The sequence below is a fragment of the Luteibacter rhizovicinus DSM 16549 genome, assembly GCF_001887595.1.
GTDB lineage: Bacteria > Pseudomonadota > Gammaproteobacteria > Xanthomonadales > Rhodanobacteraceae > Luteibacter > Luteibacter rhizovicinus.
Genome location: NZ_CP017480.1, coordinates 1018257 through 1034390, shown reverse-complemented (window position 1 = coordinate 1034390; position 16134 = coordinate 1018257). Strand labels below are relative to the sequence as shown.

The following is a 16134-nucleotide window of genomic DNA, read 5'->3' as shown; positions in this document are numbered from 1 at the left end:
CATGGCTACCCAGCAGAATTACGGTACCGGCCGCCGCAAGACCTCCGCCGCCCGCGTGTTCCTCCGCAAGGGCACCGGTGGCATCGTCGTCAACGGCAAGCCGCTCGACCAGTTCTTCGGTCGCGAGACCTCGCGCATGATCGTGCGCCAGCCGCTCGAACTGACCGAAAACGTCGACAAGTTTGATATCATGGTCACCGTCGCCGGTGGCGGCATCACGGGTCAGGCCGGCGCCATTCGCCTCGGTATCTCCCGCGCCCTCGTCGAATACGACGAAGCGCTGAAGTCGCCGCTGCGTAAGGCAGGTTTCATGACCCGCGACGCTCGCGAAGTCGAGCGTAAGAAGGTTGGTCTGCATAAGGCCCGCCGCGCAACGCAGTTCTCGAAGCGCTAAGCACCAGCGCTTCAAAGTTCGACGCTCCAAGGTCAGAGCGCGTCGAGCCCCGGTTTATTGGGAGATCGTCTAACGGTAGGACAACAGCCTCTGACGCTGTCTATCTAGGTTCGAATCCTAGTCTCCCAGCCAAACGAAACAGGCCCCGCGAAAGCGGGGCTTTTTTCGTTTCAGGGTCATGGTGCTTGGTCAACTTGGTTGGTCAACACATGCGTATGCGACTGGCCCACCATCTGCTACGCCACCCCCAATCGGGGATGTGGCACTTCCGCCTAATCGTGCCGAAGGCCCTTAGGCCGATCCTCGGCCTGGGCGTCGTCAAGCGATCCCTTGGAACGAAAGACCCGGCGCTGGCGAGAATGTGGGCGTATGCCCTGGGCGTCCGCTGTGCTCAAATGCTGGCTACGGCACGGGATGAGCTGGAGGCAGGGATGAGCAAGCAGTGGGACGATGACGCGGTGGCCCGGATGATGGGGCAGATCGAGAAGAACCTCGACGGTGGAACGGTCCGCAAGTGGGAGGTCGAAACGCCCGATGGGCACCGGCTCCGAACCGACGGCTCCGATCGCGATCACCGCCAGGGCATGGAAGCACTCAAGGCGATTCTTGAGGCACAACCTCCCGTCACGATGAGCCCGCGGTATCCCGTGGCCCCGGCCGCTTCTGGGAGCCGGCTGAACCTTGGCGATGCCATCAAAGGTTATTCAGAGGTCGAGGCTCTGGCGATGCGGCCGAACACCTGGTCACAGAGGAAACGTGCCCTCGATGACTTCTGTAAGGCGATCGGACCGTTCGCTTTTGTCGCCCTGATCACCCGACAAAAAGCGAGCACCTGGAGCGACGGCCTCCTTCGTTCGGGCAAGAGCAACGTCTACGTAGCCAACTGCGTCAGCCACGTGGCCCAACTTTTCGAATCGCTTCTCCGCAAAGAGATCGTGACCAGCAACCCCATCAAAGGGCTGGTCGTGGTTAAGAAATCCGAGAAGGCAAAGCGGCGTGCCCAAGGACACGAGTGGGAGCCGTTCGAGGTCGAAACCCTCAAGCGGATCTTTGACCCGGCCAACCTGAAGAAGGTGAAAGAGCACGTCAGTTGGGGCGCATTGTTGGGCCTTTACACGGGCGGCCGCGTCGGCGAGTTGGCGCAGATTTTTCTACGAGATTTCGTTGTCGAAGGTGGTGTCCCGTGCCTGAAGATTTGTGCGGACAGTGACGGCCAGAGCATTAAAACAGGGTTTGGAGGCGAGCGCCTGGTGCCCATCCATCCCGATCTCATCGAACTCGGACTGCTTGATCGTGTGGAGCGTCTGCGAGCCGAAGGCCACGAGCGCCTGTTTCCGAGAATGCGCATCGACAGCGCAGCGGGTAAGGGAAACTCGATCAGCAAGGGTTTCAACTATTACCTCGCCGGCCTTGGTATCAAACCGAGGCGGGCGCACGGGATCATTGGCATCCACAGTCTGAGGAAGACGGTCATTCAAACGCTCCAAGGGTCATCACTGCCGGCAGAACGGCGGCGCGCCCTTGTGGGTCATGAAGCCGGTGATCCCGTCGCCGATACGCATCAGGGCTCCTATATGCGCACGTGGACGCCGGGCGAACTTTCCGCTTTTTTCCCTGGACTTCCATGGGCGTCGTGGCTACGCCTGACGGATCTTGCCCCTATGCTTCGAGGACAAAAACCGCGTGAATTTTAAAGATTTTAGATTGATCGAGATTGGCCTATGGATAGCAGTTGCTCTGGCCGTCTTATTTTTGATTTCCGGTTACGGCCTGAGCCTCTATTTAGAATGGAAGCGAAGCAAAAGCCTAGCGAAGAAAATTCTTCACAACGATTTCGATGAGGCCATCAGTCCGAGATCTGTGGCCTTTACGTCCGGAGCATTGGTGACACTTATTGCGATCGCTGCGGCCGTGAGCATCCCAAGCCTTGATGACGTTAACGAAGGCGCCTTGTTAGGAGCTGTTGTTGGCGCTATCGGGGGTGCTGTTGGTCCCTTCAGCTATGCGTTTGATAGGCCGAAATCAGAGCTCTGGAGGTCACTTACGTTCTGGGTTATCACCTTGGCGAGCGCGGCTATAGCGGCGCTTTCCGTATATGCAGCGAGGAACGCCTTCACGCAAAACTCACTCCGGCTGGCTGGTTCCTGCTTCATTCCGGTCCTATTGTTTTTTCTACTGCGTAGGCAGCCATGGAACGAGCCAACCTGGCAGTGGCCGGGTCGGTTGATATGGTCGGGATTCAGCCTTATGGGCTTAATCGCGCTTGTCGGTATATCGGCTGCATTCGGGGCGTTTTAACGCAGGACGAACCAGATGTGCATACCGCAAACGAGGCAGATGGACGGCGAAACGGCGCCCCAAAAAATGCGTTGCAAAGCTTCCTTTTCGGAGCGAATGGCTTCGGAACTGACCTCGGTGTCAACTTGATGGTTTGATGATGCGACACGCGAGTGGAACGGGGACGATTCAGTGTTCATGGGGTCAAAGTGGCCAGAGGCAGGTGGTAAACCTTAGGACGGCCAAAAAATCCGTCAAGCCGGAAAACACGGGACGGATACTTTGTCTCCATTGAACGCCGGCGCACCGATTTCAGCCTCCGTCGCCAGACGATAACGAGGAATCGCGATGCCAGTTGACTATGTTGGAACCTACTTCACCGACGACGGGTTCGATTTCTCTCGGCTGCTAAACGACGATTTCTTCCAGCCGGTCCGTATCCTTTTTCAGGCCGGATACTTTGTATCCGCTTCGAAGCTGTTGATGGTCGCGATTGACTCCATCGGCTTCGTGGAGTTTGGCGACAAGGACGCGACCTTCATTAAGTGGTTGAAGCGCTACGCGCAGCTCGAACCGATCGGCATCACCGCCGAGGAGTTGTGGGAGCATCGGAACGGTTTGCTCCACATGAGCAACCTTCGCTCGCGGAAAGTTGCGTCAGGGGAGATTCGACCGCTGGTCGCCTACGTTGGGCAGCTGACTGAAGGCGTCAATCTCGATCATGGGAAAACGGGCTACTACGACCTACAGGCGCTGATCATCGAGTTCGGACACGCGTGCGGTCGGTGGCTCGAAACCTACGATGAGGACCGGGCGAAGATTCACGCGTTCGTTGAGCGCTATGACCTCATCGCATCGGATGCGCGAATGCTCCGTATTCCCCTAGGCGGCGCGCCGGCATCAGAGGAGGGTGGTGATGGCAAAGACTAAGTTGATTGCTCCGCAGGTCGCTGATGCGGAAGCTGGAGAGGCGCCGTCTCCGATCGTGTGGTCCGCCTCGATCGCCATGCGCGCCGATGGCACCCTAGAGGTTCATGTCAAAGGAGAGACTGGCCACCAGATGATGAAGGCCGCCATGGACGAACTGCGGGCGATCGAGCGGCTCCGAAAAGAACCCGCTTATACCTTTGGCAGGCTTCTGGGATCGAGCGATTAGACTCGGTCGCGGAGTAACGGGGTGGCGCGATTCAGCGACATCTAGGCATCGTCCAGCAGCTGATCGAGTGCCCGGCTGAGTCGTTCGTAGGACGCCCCGACCCCGATAGCAGGTCGATCCCTCCTCAGGGTTAAACGCCTCTCCAAATCGTCCGCTAGGCTGGCGACGCCCGACAGGTCCCTCGATCGGGCCAGTCCGCCAATGAGCGCCGCCCGGAACCTTGCCTCGTCCGCATCGTGCTCCAGCAGGGCCGCACCGAGCGCCTGGGCCTCCGCGATCAGCTCGCTATACAGGATGATGGCCGATTCTCGGTCGTCTTCACTTTGGGGGTCGTCGTTGATGTTCACGGCAGCCGGCGCAAGGCGACGGGCGAAGAACTCGAGGATCTCGTCGCGGGCCTTGCGCGTCGGTTGACCCTCTTCATCGATGAGGTGGATCGTCACGACATTGTGCGGCGTTTGCACCACCTTCTCGAAGAACTCCGGCATGTCGGGGTTGGCAGCGCTGTCGGGAAGAGCGCGACCGACAAAACGATCGCCGAGCGCTTGCTGATAGGCGGCGAAGCGCTGCGACTTGCAGAAGCGGTCGCCCTCGAACCGATAGGCCATGACCGTAAGGTCCTCCTTGTCCAGGCGCTGCCTGACCATCGTCAATTCCTCCGGCGAGATCTGCAGTCCCGCATCGTCGTCCAGGGGCAGGGCGGGTTGGGCGAGCACGGGCGCGAGCATGGACGGTTCCAGCATCATGCTCAGGGCGAAGTTACCTGAGAAGCACATGCCGATTGCGCCAACGCCGGGGCCGCCGCTTTCCTCATGCGCAAACCGTGCGAGTGCACGGAGCCATTGGGTGACCGGTGCCGATCCGCCAGCGCCAAAGGCGCGGAATTCCGCACTGATGCACACGCGCTTGAAGATGGCCTGTCCGATCTCGAGATCCACCGGCTCACCGTCGCGACCGTAGAGAGAGGGCATGTAGACGGTGAATCCGGCTTCCCGCACCCAGCGGGCGAATCGCGCCACATGGGGACTGATGCCGGGCACCTCGGGAATCACGATCACGGCAGGGCCCTTGCCGGACACGTGGACCATCTTCGTTACGTCGTCGAATGCGAGCTTGCGTGGCTCGAAGTCCTCGAGGGCGTCGTAAATATCGAGCTGTCTCGTGTGCATCGTCTTGCCTCGGTCCGATAGGAGGAGACGCCATTGGATCGAAAGGAGGCGCGCTCGCTCAGTGTCGGATTCGACATGTTTCGTGCGTTATCGGACACGACGCCGTTGCACGTCCGCAGCCACGCGCCCGATACGTGCCACATCGCTTTCCCAAGCTTGCCCTCTCTCACCGCCATGATGCGGGAATGCCCGGGGAGCAACGCGATGAGGATGTCGAAAGCAGCCTGGTTCTGCCTGCTCGCCAATACCGTCGGTCTTGGCTTCTATCTCCACTTCATCTCGAAGCTCTGGGCCGGCATGCCTGGCGATGTGCTGTATGCCAATGACGGGCCGGGCGCCATAAGCTGGGGCCTGACCGCGTTTCCCTTCGAGGCGGCGTGCACGATCATCAACCTGATCCTGCTCGTCGGCGCGGTCCGCAGGGTGATCCTCGACAGGGGGTGGAGCCTGATGGTGACCTGGGCGATTGTTCTTGGCGCCTGGATGGTCATGGACCTCTACTTCGCCAGCCATTTTGTTTGATGCCCCGACATCCGCAGGAATGAGCGGATTCGGCATGGCGGTCGCAGTGCCGCCGCCTATGAGAGAAAGTGGCGTCGGTCCTACGCGATTCCCGCTCGGGCCGTCAACCTCTCATGGGACTTCGATATGCGTACTACGACACGCTTTCTGCTTTCCTCCCTCCTCGTGCTGCCGTTGGGCGTGACCGCCGTCCATGCACAGAGTGCCCTCTCCAGCCTGGGACAACCATCGACCAGCGCCGTCGGTGACGTGAGTTCGAGCGCGAACTATCACGTCTACGTGTTCACCCGCGGCGGCACACGCTACATCCAGGTCAACGACGCCAGCGGCGCCGTGCGTGGTGCATTCGCGGTCACTGCCTACAAGGCGGTGGGCCTACCGATCGGTTCGGATGCGAGCCGGCTTGCGACGCCGGACGAACCCCTTCCGGCACCTGCCGTCACCACCGGCGAGACGGTCTATACCGACAACTCGGTCCAGGTGTTCGTGGCACCGCAGCCCAATGGCACGATGCAGCTCATGCTGGCGCCGGGCGATTGCAAGAACCCGGCGGAATGCAGCTCCCACGGCCCCTGAGCGATAACGGGCGCCGGGCACGGGCCCAGCGCTCTCTACGGCTCAACCGTGATGCTGTGAGCTGGCGTGGACGACCAGCGGGTGGCTCGCCGCGAGGCGGCGGGCGACCCTGACCCCGAATAGCAGGGAGGTCGAGATGACGAAGGCAAGGACGACCTGCGCCTGGATCATGGCCGGATCGCGCAGTTCGAACGAAGTCGACGCCATCGCGATGCTCGCCAGCATGCCGCCGATGGCGGTGCCGTGCCAGCCGTGCCGCAGGGTGAGCAGGACGACGGGAATAGCCATGGCCATCCGCACGCCCTGCAGCGCCATGCCGTCCAGCTGGGAGGCGGCAACCATCAACAGGGCGAGCGAAGGCAGGGCGATGAATAAGGCATCGCGCGTCAGGGTGCTGTGCCATATCGCTTTCGGCGTCACCACGCCGCCCGGCTGCAGGGCAAGCCGCTCACGCAGGGCGAGGATCATCGGGGTGAGCGTCAGCGCACCCAGGTAGGCACCCAGGAACCATGCCAGGAACAGCGGAATCGTGACCCCCGGTGCTTCGGACCCGTCGCCCATGGAGACATTGGCGAGCGCGGCGCTGTTCGCTCCGGCGTTGATCACCGCGCAGACCAGGGTCGCGGCCATGATCAAGCCCATGTGGATCTGGCCATCGTCGCGGAACAGGCTGAAGCGGCGACGCATCCAGCCGACCGCCGGCATCATCAGCGCAATGGGCGGGAACGAGACGATGATCGCCCAGAGCATGCCGAAGGCCGACGCATGGAGGGCGGCCATTTCAGCGATGGGGAGTGTCTCGCCCAGGGCCAGGGCGAGCCAGTAACGTCGCGGCACCAGGAACAGGCAGGCCATGCGCAGGCCGGCGGGGAGCATCCAGTGCGAGAAGGACACATTGCGGGTGAGCTCGTAGCAAGCGGCATAAGCCCCGGCGACGGCGAGATGCCGTCCCCAGACTGCCGGATCCTTGCTGATTGAGCCCATGGTCGCCCCTCTGCGCCGTTGCGCCTAGTTTGAAGGGTTAACGACCACGCCGCCATCGAATACAGGGCCTATGCCGACATTTGCCGATTCCGCACGCGGATAGCAAGACGGCGACGCAAGTTCTTGCGGGAAGGCTTTCAGGGCGCTTTCGGTGCGACCAATTGCGTGCCGAGTTGGGCATCGATCCGGTCGATCCGTCTCACGATGCGCCCCTGTGCATCCGTCACGACGAAGGTGGGTTCATGGACCACGCGGAAGCGACGGAACAGCTCGCCGGTCTCGTCCAGGACGATCGGCATCGCGATGTGTGTCTGCTTGCGATAGTCGACGAGGTCCTGCTGGCTGGTCCACAAGCGTGACGCGACGCCTACCCAATGGATATCCGGGCGGCTCCGCGAAAGCGCGTCGACCTGTTCGCGCGCCGAGCGGCATTGGGCCGCTACTTCAGGGCGGCTGCCGTCGCGTTTCTGGGCGAGGTAGCTTTCGCACCAGGGCGAGAGGAAGAACAGGACCGTCGGCCGCCCGGCGGCATCCGCCTTGCCGGGAAGCTCGCTGGCGAGTGCGGGGCTGGGCAGGGCAGGGATCGCGTCGCCGACCGCGAGGGCCGGCAGGTCGGTGAATGTCGTCATGGCGACGGCACCGGCGGTGGGTGCGCGACGCGCGGCGAGCAAGGCTGCATCCAGTTGGGCGTTCGCGGCATGACCGACGTACTGGATGCGCCCGTCGCGCCCGATGACGATGTGCTGCGGCGTCACCTGCACGTTGAACGCGGTGCCGAGGCTGCCGTCGTCGAACACGATGGGCATGCGCAGGCCGACCTGCTTCTGCAGTTCGCGAACCCGCGCAACGCTGTCGTCATAGCCCACGTCGATCGCAACGACTTCGAGGTCGTCGCCGGCTTGCTCATACACGCGCTCGAGGTGCGGCATCTGTTCGCGGCACGGTACGCACCAGGTGGCCCAGAACTTGAGGTAGATGGCCTTCTTGCCGATGACCTTGGACAGATCGATCGTCTTGCCATCGATCGTGTGCAGGATCACGGCGGGCGCCGGACTGCCGACCAGGGTACGTGCCGCCACCGCTGCCCGCTGCTGGCCATCCTGGGCATGTGCCGCCCAGGCAACGAAGGTGGCGAGGAAGAACATCGCGAACTTGGGCATGAGCGGTCGCCGGGCGGAAAGGTTGGTTCCATTCTCACCCTTGCAGGGCCCCGCGCCAGACTCAAGTTTTGCTCACACGCATGCACCAAGAACCTGGGGCGCCGTTGTCAGTCGGTGTCGCCCGGACCGCCCTTGCCACCGGCGGTCCCGAGATGGAGCTCCTTGTCGAAGGCCTCCTCGACATCGCAATACGATTTCGCGGCCTGGGTGACGCGTGTCTGCCGAAAGGACAGCCAGGGTTCGCCGGGCGCCTCGTCGTCGTTCTTCGCCAGGTCGTACCAGGTGAAATGCACGGCGGCAGGGTCGGCAAAGCTGTCGCCCATGTCGCGCTGGGCCACCACGAGCATCACCCGTTTGTCGTCGTCGGAGCGGAGCAGGCGGAAGTCGTGCAGGACGCAATCGGCGCCGCCGCCGATGGTGATCTCGAGCCGTTCGGACAACTCGCCCTTGCCGACTTGTCCGAACACGGGAACGAGGTTCCAGAACGCCTTCTCGCCCGCGGCCTTGTCGCGGACGTAGAAGCTCACGACATCGAAGCCATGCGCGTTGTAGTTCTCGCGCCAGGCACGCACGGCCATCGCCGGTTCGCCCAGCAACGTGAGCGTGTTGACCCCGTTGTCGACGGGAACCACCTTGAGGCCGGCGCCCTCGGCAGCGACTGCTGAGGTTGTTGCGAGGGCGAGCAGGGCCAGGAAGCGAAGCGGTGTCGAACGAAGCATGCGCGAAGCACCCGTGAGCGAAGCGCGCAGTGTAAAGAATCGGCGTGGCCGGTGGTCTACCAACGGAAAACGCGAGGGCCGATCAAGGCGCCGACGGCGGCGGGGATGGCCATGCCGAGCAGATACCAGGTCGACCAGAAGGCCGGCGACATCTCGGGGCAGTGCAGGCAATAGGCCACGGTGGCTGTCGCGCCAGCGAGCATCCCCACGGCGGCACCGGTAACGCGGGGCCGTACCGGTGCCATGCCGCGCACGGCCCAGAGCATGGCCAGGAAGGTCGGCGTCGAGAGCACGGCGATCAGGATGGCGCAGACGTGCCAGGTATGGCCGAGCAGCAGGGGCAGGCGGGCACCGGCGGGTGCCTGGGCGAGCACGACCGCCATCCCGGCCCAGCCCGCGGCGACGGGTGCCGCCAGCCCCGCCCAGCGTGCGCCGATGCGAACGCCTGGGCGCGACAGTCGCAGCGTGAGCAACAACGCAGCGGCGCCGATGCACGCGGCGAAGCCCAGGCGCATCCAGAACATCGGCAGGTGTATCGCGGTAGCTATATCCGGTCGCAGCCCCAGCCCGGCGGCCATGAGCAGGGTGGCCGCGGCAAAGCCGATCAGCAGGGCCAGTGCGAATCGACGGCCCGGTGCCCGGCGATCCACCGGCGGCGCCTCGTTCGCCAGCATGGCGATGAAATCGTCGGTCTTCATGCGCTGCCTCGGAGTCGGGCCGCGAGGGCCTTCAGGCCGCGATGCACGCCTACCTTCACCGCGGATTCGGAGATGCCGCAACGTTGCGCGGCTTCGGCCACCGACAACCCTTGCAGTTTGACGAAGACGATGGGGAGGCGATGCCGGTCCGGCAGGGCTTCGAGCAAACGACCGACGTCGCGGCGCGCGTCGGCCGGTTCCACATCGGACTGGACGAACAGGCTGCCATCATCCTCGAAGGGTTCGTGAAGCGCCTCGCGTCGCGCGTGGGCACGGAAAAAGTCCATCAACTTGTAGCGCGCGATCGCATGCACCCAGGCGGTGAGTGGCTGGTCGTCCCGGTAGGTGTGGCGCGCGTTGTGCACGGCGAGCAGGGTCTCCTGGAGGATGTCTTCGACGTCTGCCTGCGCGCGCGGCAGACGCCGGCGCAGGTAGGCACGCAAATGAGCGCCGAGACGGTCGAGAAAGTGGCGGTACTGCGTGGCATCGCCCGCCAGTCCGCGGACGAAACGCTCGCGCAGCTCGATCTCGGTGGCCGACAGCCCGTCAGTGGCCCGATCCGTGGGAGATGTCGCCGTGAATGCGGGGCTGCTCATGGACAGCGATATAGCCATGTCGGCCTCACGATCGCAAGAGCGGCGGCCCGAGCCGGGCGATGAGGTCGTGGGGGCCATGTGTCAGTAGTTCGTTCGTGCGAGGCATCCGGTTACACCGTCGCGAAAAAAAAGAAACGGGTGACGTGTAACCGATAGGACCGTGTGCGCGAACTCCTTCGTGAAGCCGGACATCGTGTCCGTCCCTCCCCCGAAAGGAGTTCCCATGAACCATCGTCACGTTGCCTCGCTCGCCTTCAGTCTCGCCACTCTGGTCGCCGGTGTCGCGCATGCCGACGCCCAGAAGGATGCGCCGAAAGCGGCCGTCGAGAAATGCTGGGGCGTCGCCAAGGCCGGCCAGAACGACTGCGCCGCCGGCCCGGGCACCACCTGCGCTGGCACGGCGAAGGCGGATTACCAGAAGAACGCGTGGAAGAACGTACCTGCCGGTACCTGCACCGCGATCCAGACGCCCAAGGGCCATGGTTCGTTGACCAAGGTCGGCTGAGCCGTCTCGTGAGCATGGCGCCCCTCGCCGGCATCGGCTTCAAGCCGCAGCATTTCGACGATGCCGTTCGCTCGGCGCCGACGGATCTGTGGCTTGAGGTCCACCCGGAAAACTACATGGTCGACGGTGGTCCGCGACTGGCGATGCTCGACGCCCTTGCCGATCGCTTTCCGCTTTCCCTGCACGGGGTGTCGCTCTCGCTCGCTGCCGCTGCACTGCCCGACGCCGTGCAGCTGCAGCGCCTGAGGCGCCTCATCGACCGGGTGCAGCCCGGACTCGTGTCCGAGCATCTGGCCTGGTCGACTTGGGCGGGCCGATATGTGCCGGATCTGTTGCCTTTTCCGCGAACCCACGAGGCGCTCGAACATCTCGTCCGCAACGTCATGCATACCCAGGAGCGGCTGGGACGGCAGATCTCGCTGGAGAATCCCTCGCATTACCTGGTCCTGGACGGGCATGACTGGAGCGAGACGGATTTCCTCGCCGAACTGGTTCGGCGCAGTGGCTGCGGCCTGCTGCTCGATATCAACAATGTCTACGTCAGCGCGCACAACCTGCGCAGCGATCCGCTCGACTATCTGGATGCGTTCCCGCTGCACGCCGTGACAGAAATCCATCTCGCCGGCCATGCCGTGGACGAGACCGACACCACGCTTCTCATCGACTCGCACGATGCACCGATCGCCGATCCGGTGTGGTTGCTCTATCGTCACGTGCTGTCGCGTGGCGGTGCGCGGCCGACGCTCATCGAGCGCGACGGCGAGGTGCCCGTATTCCCGGTCCTTCTCGCCGAACGTCAGCGCGCGAATGTCTTGCTGACGAACGAAGCGGTGGCGGCATGACCACGCTTGCGCGCTTTCAGGACGATTTCGCGGAGGCGCTCCACGACGATGCGGGTTCCTTTTCGCTCGCCGGGCAGGCCGCTTTCGCGATCTACCGCAATACGGCGATGCGTGCCTGCCTGGATGCGCTGGAAGCCAATTACCCCGCCGTGGTTTGCCTGGTCGGGCGCGACTGGTTTCGTGCCGCCGCCGCGATCCATGTCGCACAGTCCCCGCCACGGGATGCACGCCTGTTTGTCTACGGCGACGACTTTGCCGAATTCATCGAGGCCTTTCCGCCGGCCGCCGGGCTGCCGTACCTGGCGGACGTCGCGCGTCTTGACCGCCTGGCGCTGGAAAGTCTCGTCGCTGCCGATGTCGGCTTCCTTCGCACGGAAGGCCTCACCGGCCTGGATCCGGATGCCCTCGGTGCACGCCGGCTGCAGTTGCATCCTGCGACGCGCCTGTTTGCCGCCGCCACACCGGCCGTGACGATCTGGCAGGCCAGTCGGGCCGGCGTCGCCGTGAGCGACGACCTCGTGTGGCAAGCCGAGTGCGCTGTCGTCACCCGGGCCGATCTCGAGGTGGTCGTGACGCCGGTGAGCGCGTCGACCTTGCGTCTCCTCGAAGCCATCGGCGCCGGCGCTTCGCTGGCCGACGCGGCGTTGTCGACGCTCACCGTGCATCCCGATGCTCCTATCGATCTCAACCTGGCCAGCCTGTTACAGGTTGGCGCATTCGCACCCTGAAGGATTCACCATGGACTTGCTCACCCAGCCCCTTGCCAGTCGTCCCACGCTCATCTCGCGCTGGAACGCGTTGGCGGATCGCGTCGGCGCACTCGTGGGTCATTCGTTCCTCGCTCTGGTGGCACGACTCTCCATCGCTGCGATCTTCTTTCAGTCGGGCCGGACCAAGGTGGAGGGTTTCCTCACGATCACCGACGGCACGTACGAACTGTTCCGAACCGAGTACAAGCTACCGCTCGTGCCACCGGAGATCGCGGCGCACATGTCCGCCTACCTCGAGACGTTCGTACCGGTGTTGCTCGTGCTCGGTCTCGCAACGCGCTTGTCGGCCTTTGTCCTGCTCGGCATGACGACGATCATCGAGATCTTCGTCTATCCCGATGCGTGGCCGACGCATTTGTCCTGGGCGGCGATCCTGCTGTACCTCATCGCCCGTGGCGGTGGCCGCCTGTCGGTCGATCGTGCCATCGGCCTGCACTGAAAATAAATCGCGCCGTCGTGTAACCCATGGCGTCACTGGCGCGAATCCATTCATGCCACTTCGGCAAACCTCAACCCCCGGAGAACGACCATGCATACCGCCACCCATAGCATCGCCGCTGCCGCTGCCCTCTTTGCCGTCTCCGCCGCGGCGATCTCCGTCCCGGCACAGGCCGCCGACCAGGCTGCCGGCAAGACGGTGCATTGCTACGGCATCAATACCTGTAAAGGCACCTCGGACTGCAAGTCCGGCAACCACGCCTGCAAGGGCCAGAACGACTGCAAGGGCCAGGGCTTCAAGGCGGTTTCGATGAAGGAATGCTCGGCCCAGGGTGGCAGCACCACGCCGCCGGCACAGTAAAGACACCTCGCCCGGTCGCATCGTCGACCGGGCCCTTCCCGGAGTACGCCATGCCTGCTAAATCGCTTCCTGCGCTCCATGGTTTCGGTCTGGGCCTGCGCGTTCCGCACTACGACGAGTTCCTGGCGACACAACAGCCGGTGGACTTCGTCGAAGTGGTGTCGGAGAACTTCATGGTCGACGGCGGTCGTCCGCTCGACATCATCGACCGTGTTCGCGAGCGCTATCCCGTCGCCCTGCACGGCGTGTCGATGAACCTCGGCTCGGTCGACGAGGTCGACGCTGGTTATCTTCGCCGCCTGCGTGCGCTGGCGCGTCGGGTCGATCCGTTATGGATATCCGATCATGTCAGCTGGACAGGCATCGACGGCTTCCAGTCCCATGATCTCCTGCCGCTTCCGTATACGGAAGAAGCCCTCGACGTACTGGCGGCGAACGTGTCGATCGCGCAGGACGTGCTCGGTCGTGCGCTGGTGCTGGAGAATCCCTCGACCTATCTCGCCTTCGCGGATGCGATGATGACCGAGGCGTCGTTCCTTGCGGCGCTGTGCGAACGCACGGGCTGCTATCTGTTGCTCGACGTCAACAACATCTACGTCAGCGCCACGAATCATGGCCTGAACCCCGATGACTGGCTGGAAGGCCTTCCGCTGGATCGCGTTCGCCAGGTGCATCTGGCCGGGCACAGCCAGGGTCGCGACATGTTGATCGACACCCACGATGCACCCGTGCCCGCCCCGGTCTGGAAACTGTACGCGCGATTCGCGTCGCGACTCGGTCCGGTCGCCACCATGATCGAGCGCGACGACCACTTTCCACCGCTCGGCGATCTCCTCGACGAGCTGCAGCAGGCTCGCGACATCGCCACCGCTGTTGCATCCCGCGCCGCATGAACCTCGACGCGTTGCAACGTCGCTTTGCGAGCGCCGTGACCGGCGGCGGTCATCCGGATGACTTCGAGGCGCGGGGCATGCGCGTCTACGCCAACAACTATCGTGGGCAGCTGGTGACGGCGCTGCGCGATACCTATGCGAAAACGCGTCTGTGGCTGGGCGACGACGACTTCGACGCCGCCGCCGGCCGCTACGTCGACAGCCACGCGCCGTCGTCGTGGACACTCGACGCTTACGGTCGGCTCTTCCCCGACATGCTCGAGGCAGACTATCCGGACGATCCCGATGTGAGCGAGCTCGCGTGGCTGGATAGTGCGCTGCGCGACGCGTTCAGTGGCCCCGATGCCGAGGCGATCGATCCCGCCATGCTCACCGCCGACGACTGGGATGCCGTCGAGTTCGTGTTTGTCCCGACCCTGCGGTTTCGTTCGATGCGCAGCCATGCGGTGGCGATCTGGAAAGCGCTGGCCGACGAGACCATGCCACCGGCCCCCATGCGGCCCGACGACCAAGGCGAAAACGGCGTGCGCGTCTGGCGTCGAGGCCTTTCCCCCCAATTCGCCAGCATGGACGCCCATGAATGCGCCTGTCTGGATCTGGCCCTGGCCGGCGCGACGTTCGGCGAGATCTGCGCCTTGCTCGTTCGACGGCACGGACCGACGTCCGTCGCCGCCGAAGCGGGAGCCTTGCTGCGCACCTGGGTGGCGGATGGATTGATCCTGCGCCTGCGCCAGGGATAAGCCGGCCGGGGCGACCAAAAAGGTTGACCCGTCCCGCGGACGCACCGACAATCCGCACACTTCAAGCTCTGCGAGACCACGATGGACGACGACCCCAGGCACCCGTTTCGACGCCGCTAGTGGGCTCTCCGTTCGTGTTTCGCGGCCGGTAGCCAGTCTGGCCACCGGCCGGTCACTCCGTGACCCGCCTCCCTCTACCCTGGCCGCAGCGTTCGGCAGGGAGGTATGCACCATGCGCAACATGCTCCTTTTCCTTGTCGGGACGATCCTCGTCCTGGTCACCTCGCCGTTGCTGGCTTCCGGCGGCAGCTATCTCGTCGATGATGCCTCCACCGCGACACCCGGTCGTTGCCAGCTGGAAAGCTGGCTGCAGGTATTTCGTGGCGGCACGCACACCGCATGGACGGTGCCCGCCTGCGGTGTCGGTCCGGTGGAATTCGGTCTCGGTCTCGGCGGTCAGTCCCATCCGGGATACAACCTGCAGAATCCCTCGATCAAGTGGCAGATCCGCAATGGCGACGACGCCGGCATCGGCCTCGCCGTCGCCACCGACACAACGCTGCAGAATGGCCACCGCATCGGCTCCAACGTATACGCCGCGAGCAATTTCGGTATCGACGACGAGCGCCGCCTGATGGCGAACGTCAATCTCGGCATGACGCGGGCGGAGCAGGGTGCCTGGCATCGCCTGGCAGGTATCGGCTTCGAGTTCGCCGTCACGAAGGAAGTCGCGTTGCTTGCGGAGCGACTGTGGGCGTCACGCCTGTCGCAGACCACGCAGGCTGGCGTGCGTTACTACTTCGGCAAGGATGACGGCAACAGCGTCGACTTCGTCGTCGGGCGTGAGCGTGAACATGCGTTGCCGGTGTCGCATTGGGCCACGCTCGGCCTGAACCTCGCTTTTTAACCGTTCTCCGCGCGTTTTCGGGACGGGGGCGGCTCGGCTTCGCCGTCGCTGTCGCTGCGTACGCTTGGGCGTCTCGCGCAGGAGACCTTGGTGCCCACCCTCGCTGCTCAGACAGGTCCTCCGCGTTCCGTAAAGGAAAGGCCGCTAACGCGGCCCGTGTACTTATCTGGCCTACGGCCGCTCCACTTGTGCGGAACTCGCCTCGAGGGTGGACACCAAGGTCTCTCACGACGATACGGTCAGCTGGACGGCGAGCCGTTGGGGTGAGGGTGGCCGCCAACGCGGGCCGTCACAGCAGTCGTGCTGGTGCGTACATCTCGCTCAGTGAGCGGCTTCGTCGCCGTGGCGCTGTCTCGGGCGGAGGATCGCGACCGGCGCCCGGGTCGACCGTTTGGCGATGGCGATGAGCTCGCAGCCAAAGCGGCGT

Annotated in this window: 21 protein-coding genes and 1 tRNA gene; 16 read left to right on the top strand and 6 right to left on the bottom strand. The window is 63.8% G+C overall.

Annotated features, from left to right (window positions below; all coding sequences use genetic code 11):
- Position 1: 1 nt before the first annotated feature.
- The 6 genes from rpsI to BJI69_RS04805 all read left to right on the top strand — a co-directional run bounded on the left by rpsI (position 2) and on the right by BJI69_RS04805 (position 3827).
- Entirely contained in the window at positions 2–394 is a 393-nt protein-coding gene (gene rpsI / locus BJI69_RS04830; RefSeq protein ID WP_036138010.1) for a 30S ribosomal protein S9, read from the top strand.
- 58 nt (positions 395–452) lie between these two features.
- Positions 453–526: transfer RNA gene (locus BJI69_RS04825), tRNA-Gln, on the top strand.
- A gap of 77 nt (positions 527–603) precedes the next feature.
- Positions 604–2088: a site-specific integrase gene (locus BJI69_RS04820; protein ID WP_046966858.1), complete on the top strand. Its 1485-nt coding sequence runs from the start codon at positions 604–606 to the stop codon at positions 2086–2088.
- Positions 2078–2692 (top strand): hypothetical protein, encoded by a 615-nt coding sequence (locus BJI69_RS04815; RefSeq protein WP_125902981.1) that lies wholly within the window; start codon positions 2078–2080, stop codon positions 2690–2692. The genes BJI69_RS04820 and BJI69_RS04815 overlap by 11 nt, the downstream gene beginning before the upstream one ends.
- Before the next feature lie 327 nt (positions 2693–3019).
- On the top strand, positions 3020–3601 hold the full coding sequence (locus BJI69_RS04810) for a hypothetical protein (protein ID WP_046966856.1): 582 nt from the start codon (positions 3020–3022) through the stop codon (positions 3599–3601).
- Positions 3588–3827 (top strand): hypothetical protein, encoded by a 240-nt coding sequence (locus BJI69_RS04805; protein ID WP_046966855.1) that lies wholly within the window; start codon positions 3588–3590, stop codon positions 3825–3827. The genes BJI69_RS04810 and BJI69_RS04805 overlap by 14 nt, the downstream gene beginning before the upstream one ends.
- 41 nt (positions 3828–3868) lie before the next feature.
- Here BJI69_RS04805 and BJI69_RS04800 read toward each other — a convergent pair whose 3' ends face one another.
- A complete protein-coding gene (locus BJI69_RS04800; RefSeq protein ID WP_211258468.1) occupies positions 3869–4906 on the bottom strand; it encodes a dienelactone hydrolase family protein in 1038 nt (345 codons plus the stop codon).
- 123 nt (positions 4907–5029) lie between these two features.
- Here BJI69_RS04800 and BJI69_RS04795 point away from each other — a divergent pair, with 123 nt between their 5' ends.
- Both BJI69_RS04795 and BJI69_RS04790 read left to right on the top strand, forming a co-directional pair.
- Positions 5030–5518 (top strand): hypothetical protein, encoded by a 489-nt coding sequence (locus tag BJI69_RS04795; RefSeq protein WP_046979695.1) that lies wholly within the window; start codon positions 5030–5032, stop codon positions 5516–5518.
- Between the two features lie 126 nt (positions 5519–5644).
- Positions 5645–6094, top strand: coding sequence for a hypothetical protein (locus BJI69_RS04790; RefSeq protein ID WP_052767083.1), 450 nt, complete (start codon positions 5645–5647; stop codon positions 6092–6094).
- 42 nt (positions 6095–6136) lie between these two features.
- Here BJI69_RS04790 and BJI69_RS04785 read toward each other — a convergent pair whose 3' ends face one another.
- The 5 genes from BJI69_RS04785 to BJI69_RS04765 form a co-directional block, all read right to left on the bottom strand.
- A complete protein-coding gene (locus BJI69_RS04785; protein WP_046966853.1) occupies positions 6137–7078 on the bottom strand; it encodes an MASE1 domain-containing protein in 942 nt (313 codons plus the stop codon).
- A gap of 137 nt (positions 7079–7215) precedes the next feature.
- Positions 7216–8238, bottom strand: coding sequence for a TlpA family protein disulfide reductase (locus tag BJI69_RS04780; RefSeq protein ID WP_046966852.1), 1023 nt, complete (start codon positions 8236–8238; stop codon positions 7216–7218).
- Positions 8239–8345: 107 nt separating this feature from the next.
- Entirely contained in the window at positions 8346–8957 is a 612-nt protein-coding gene (locus BJI69_RS04775; protein WP_046966851.1) for a hypothetical protein, read from the bottom strand.
- Positions 8958–9013: 56 nt separating this feature from the next.
- Positions 9014–9655 carry an NrsF family protein gene (locus BJI69_RS04770; RefSeq protein WP_046966850.1) on the bottom strand — a complete coding sequence of 214 codons (642 nt, stop codon included), beginning with the start codon at positions 9653–9655 and terminating at the stop codon, positions 9014–9016.
- Positions 9652–10251, bottom strand: coding sequence for a sigma-70 family RNA polymerase sigma factor (locus tag BJI69_RS04765; RefSeq protein ID WP_078023453.1), 600 nt, complete (start codon positions 10249–10251; stop codon positions 9652–9654). Before BJI69_RS04765 ends, BJI69_RS04770 begins: the two co-directional genes overlap by 4 nt.
- A gap of 223 nt (positions 10252–10474) precedes the next feature.
- Here BJI69_RS04765 and BJI69_RS04760 point away from each other — a divergent pair, with 223 nt between their 5' ends.
- The 8 genes from BJI69_RS04760 to BJI69_RS04725 all read left to right on the top strand — a co-directional run bounded on the left by BJI69_RS04760 (position 10475) and on the right by BJI69_RS04725 (position 15707).
- Positions 10475–10756, top strand: coding sequence for a BufA1 family periplasmic bufferin-type metallophore (locus BJI69_RS04760; protein WP_046966849.1), 282 nt, complete (start codon positions 10475–10477; stop codon positions 10754–10756).
- A 14-nt stretch (positions 10757–10770) separates the two neighbouring features.
- Positions 10771–11598, top strand: coding sequence for an MNIO family bufferin maturase (gene bufB, locus BJI69_RS04755; RefSeq protein ID WP_046966848.1), 828 nt, complete (start codon positions 10771–10773; stop codon positions 11596–11598).
- Positions 11595–12326 (top strand): HvfC/BufC N-terminal domain-containing protein, encoded by a 732-nt coding sequence (locus tag BJI69_RS04750; RefSeq protein WP_046966847.1) that lies wholly within the window; start codon positions 11595–11597, stop codon positions 12324–12326. Before bufB (BJI69_RS04755) ends, BJI69_RS04750 begins: the two co-directional genes overlap by 4 nt.
- Positions 12327–12336: 10 nt before the next feature.
- Positions 12337–12807 (top strand): DoxX family protein, encoded by a 471-nt coding sequence (locus BJI69_RS04745; RefSeq protein WP_046966846.1) that lies wholly within the window; start codon positions 12337–12339, stop codon positions 12805–12807.
- Positions 12808–12897: 90 nt separating this feature from the next.
- On the top strand, positions 12898–13167 hold the full coding sequence (bufA2, locus tag BJI69_RS04740; protein ID WP_046966845.1) for a BufA2 family periplasmic bufferin-type metallophore: 270 nt from the start codon (positions 12898–12900) through the stop codon (positions 13165–13167).
- Positions 13168–13217: 50 nt separating this feature from the next.
- Positions 13218–14060, top strand: a complete 843-nt coding sequence (gene bufB, locus BJI69_RS04735) for an MNIO family bufferin maturase (RefSeq protein WP_046966844.1) — start codon at positions 13218–13220, stop codon at positions 14058–14060.
- Positions 14057–14800 carry an HvfC/BufC N-terminal domain-containing protein gene (locus BJI69_RS04730; RefSeq protein ID WP_046966843.1) on the top strand — a complete coding sequence of 248 codons (744 nt, stop codon included), beginning with the start codon at positions 14057–14059 and terminating at the stop codon, positions 14798–14800. The genes bufB (BJI69_RS04735) and BJI69_RS04730 overlap by 4 nt, the downstream gene beginning before the upstream one ends.
- A 232-nt stretch (positions 14801–15032) precedes the next feature.
- Entirely contained in the window at positions 15033–15707 is a 675-nt protein-coding gene (locus BJI69_RS04725; RefSeq protein ID WP_046966842.1) for a hypothetical protein, read from the top strand.
- The last annotated feature ends 427 nt before the right edge of the window (positions 15708–16134 follow it).

Bases quoted from the DNA above. Each gene is read 5' to 3' on its own strand.
- rpsI (WP_036138010.1), top strand. From the start codon at position 2: ATGGCTACCCAGCAGAATTACGGTACCGGCCGCCGCAAGACCTCCGCC.
- BJI69_RS04820 (WP_046966858.1), top strand. From the start codon at position 604: ATGCGTATGCGACTGGCCCACCATCTGCTACGCCACCCCCAATCGGGG.
- BJI69_RS04810 (WP_046966856.1), top strand. From the start codon at position 3,020: ATGCCAGTTGACTATGTTGGAACCTACTTCACCGACGACGGGTTCGAT.
- BJI69_RS04805 (WP_046966855.1), top strand. From the start codon at position 3,588: ATGGCAAAGACTAAGTTGATTGCTCCGCAGGTCGCTGATGCGGAAGCT.
- BJI69_RS04790 (WP_052767083.1), top strand. From the start codon at position 5,645: ATGCGTACTACGACACGCTTTCTGCTTTCCTCCCTCCTCGTGCTGCCG.
- BJI69_RS04785 (WP_046966853.1), bottom strand. From the start codon at position 7,078: ATGGGCTCAATCAGCAAGGATCCGGCAGTCTGGGGACGGCATCTCGCC.
- BJI69_RS04780 (WP_046966852.1), bottom strand. From the start codon at position 8,238: ATGCCCAAGTTCGCGATGTTCTTCCTCGCCACCTTCGTTGCCTGGGCG.
- BJI69_RS04775 (WP_046966851.1), bottom strand. From the start codon at position 8,957: ATGCTTCGTTCGACACCGCTTCGCTTCCTGGCCCTGCTCGCCCTCGCA.
- BJI69_RS04770 (WP_046966850.1), bottom strand. From the start codon at position 9,655: ATGAAGACCGACGATTTCATCGCCATGCTGGCGAACGAGGCGCCGCCG.
- BJI69_RS04765 (WP_078023453.1), bottom strand. From the start codon at position 10,251: ATGAGCAGCCCCGCATTCACGGCGACATCTCCCACGGATCGGGCCACT.
- BJI69_RS04760 (WP_046966849.1), top strand. From the start codon at position 10,475: ATGAACCATCGTCACGTTGCCTCGCTCGCCTTCAGTCTCGCCACTCTG.
- bufB (WP_046966848.1), top strand. From the start codon at position 10,771: ATGGCGCCCCTCGCCGGCATCGGCTTCAAGCCGCAGCATTTCGACGAT.
- BJI69_RS04750 (WP_046966847.1), top strand. From the start codon at position 11,595: ATGACCACGCTTGCGCGCTTTCAGGACGATTTCGCGGAGGCGCTCCAC.
- BJI69_RS04745 (WP_046966846.1), top strand. From the start codon at position 12,337: ATGGACTTGCTCACCCAGCCCCTTGCCAGTCGTCCCACGCTCATCTCG.
- bufA2 (WP_046966845.1), top strand. From the start codon at position 12,898: ATGCATACCGCCACCCATAGCATCGCCGCTGCCGCTGCCCTCTTTGCC.
- bufB (WP_046966844.1), top strand. From the start codon at position 13,218: ATGCCTGCTAAATCGCTTCCTGCGCTCCATGGTTTCGGTCTGGGCCTG.
- BJI69_RS04730 (WP_046966843.1), top strand. From the start codon at position 14,057: ATGAACCTCGACGCGTTGCAACGTCGCTTTGCGAGCGCCGTGACCGGC.
- BJI69_RS04725 (WP_046966842.1), top strand. From the start codon at position 15,033: ATGCGCAACATGCTCCTTTTCCTTGTCGGGACGATCCTCGTCCTGGTC.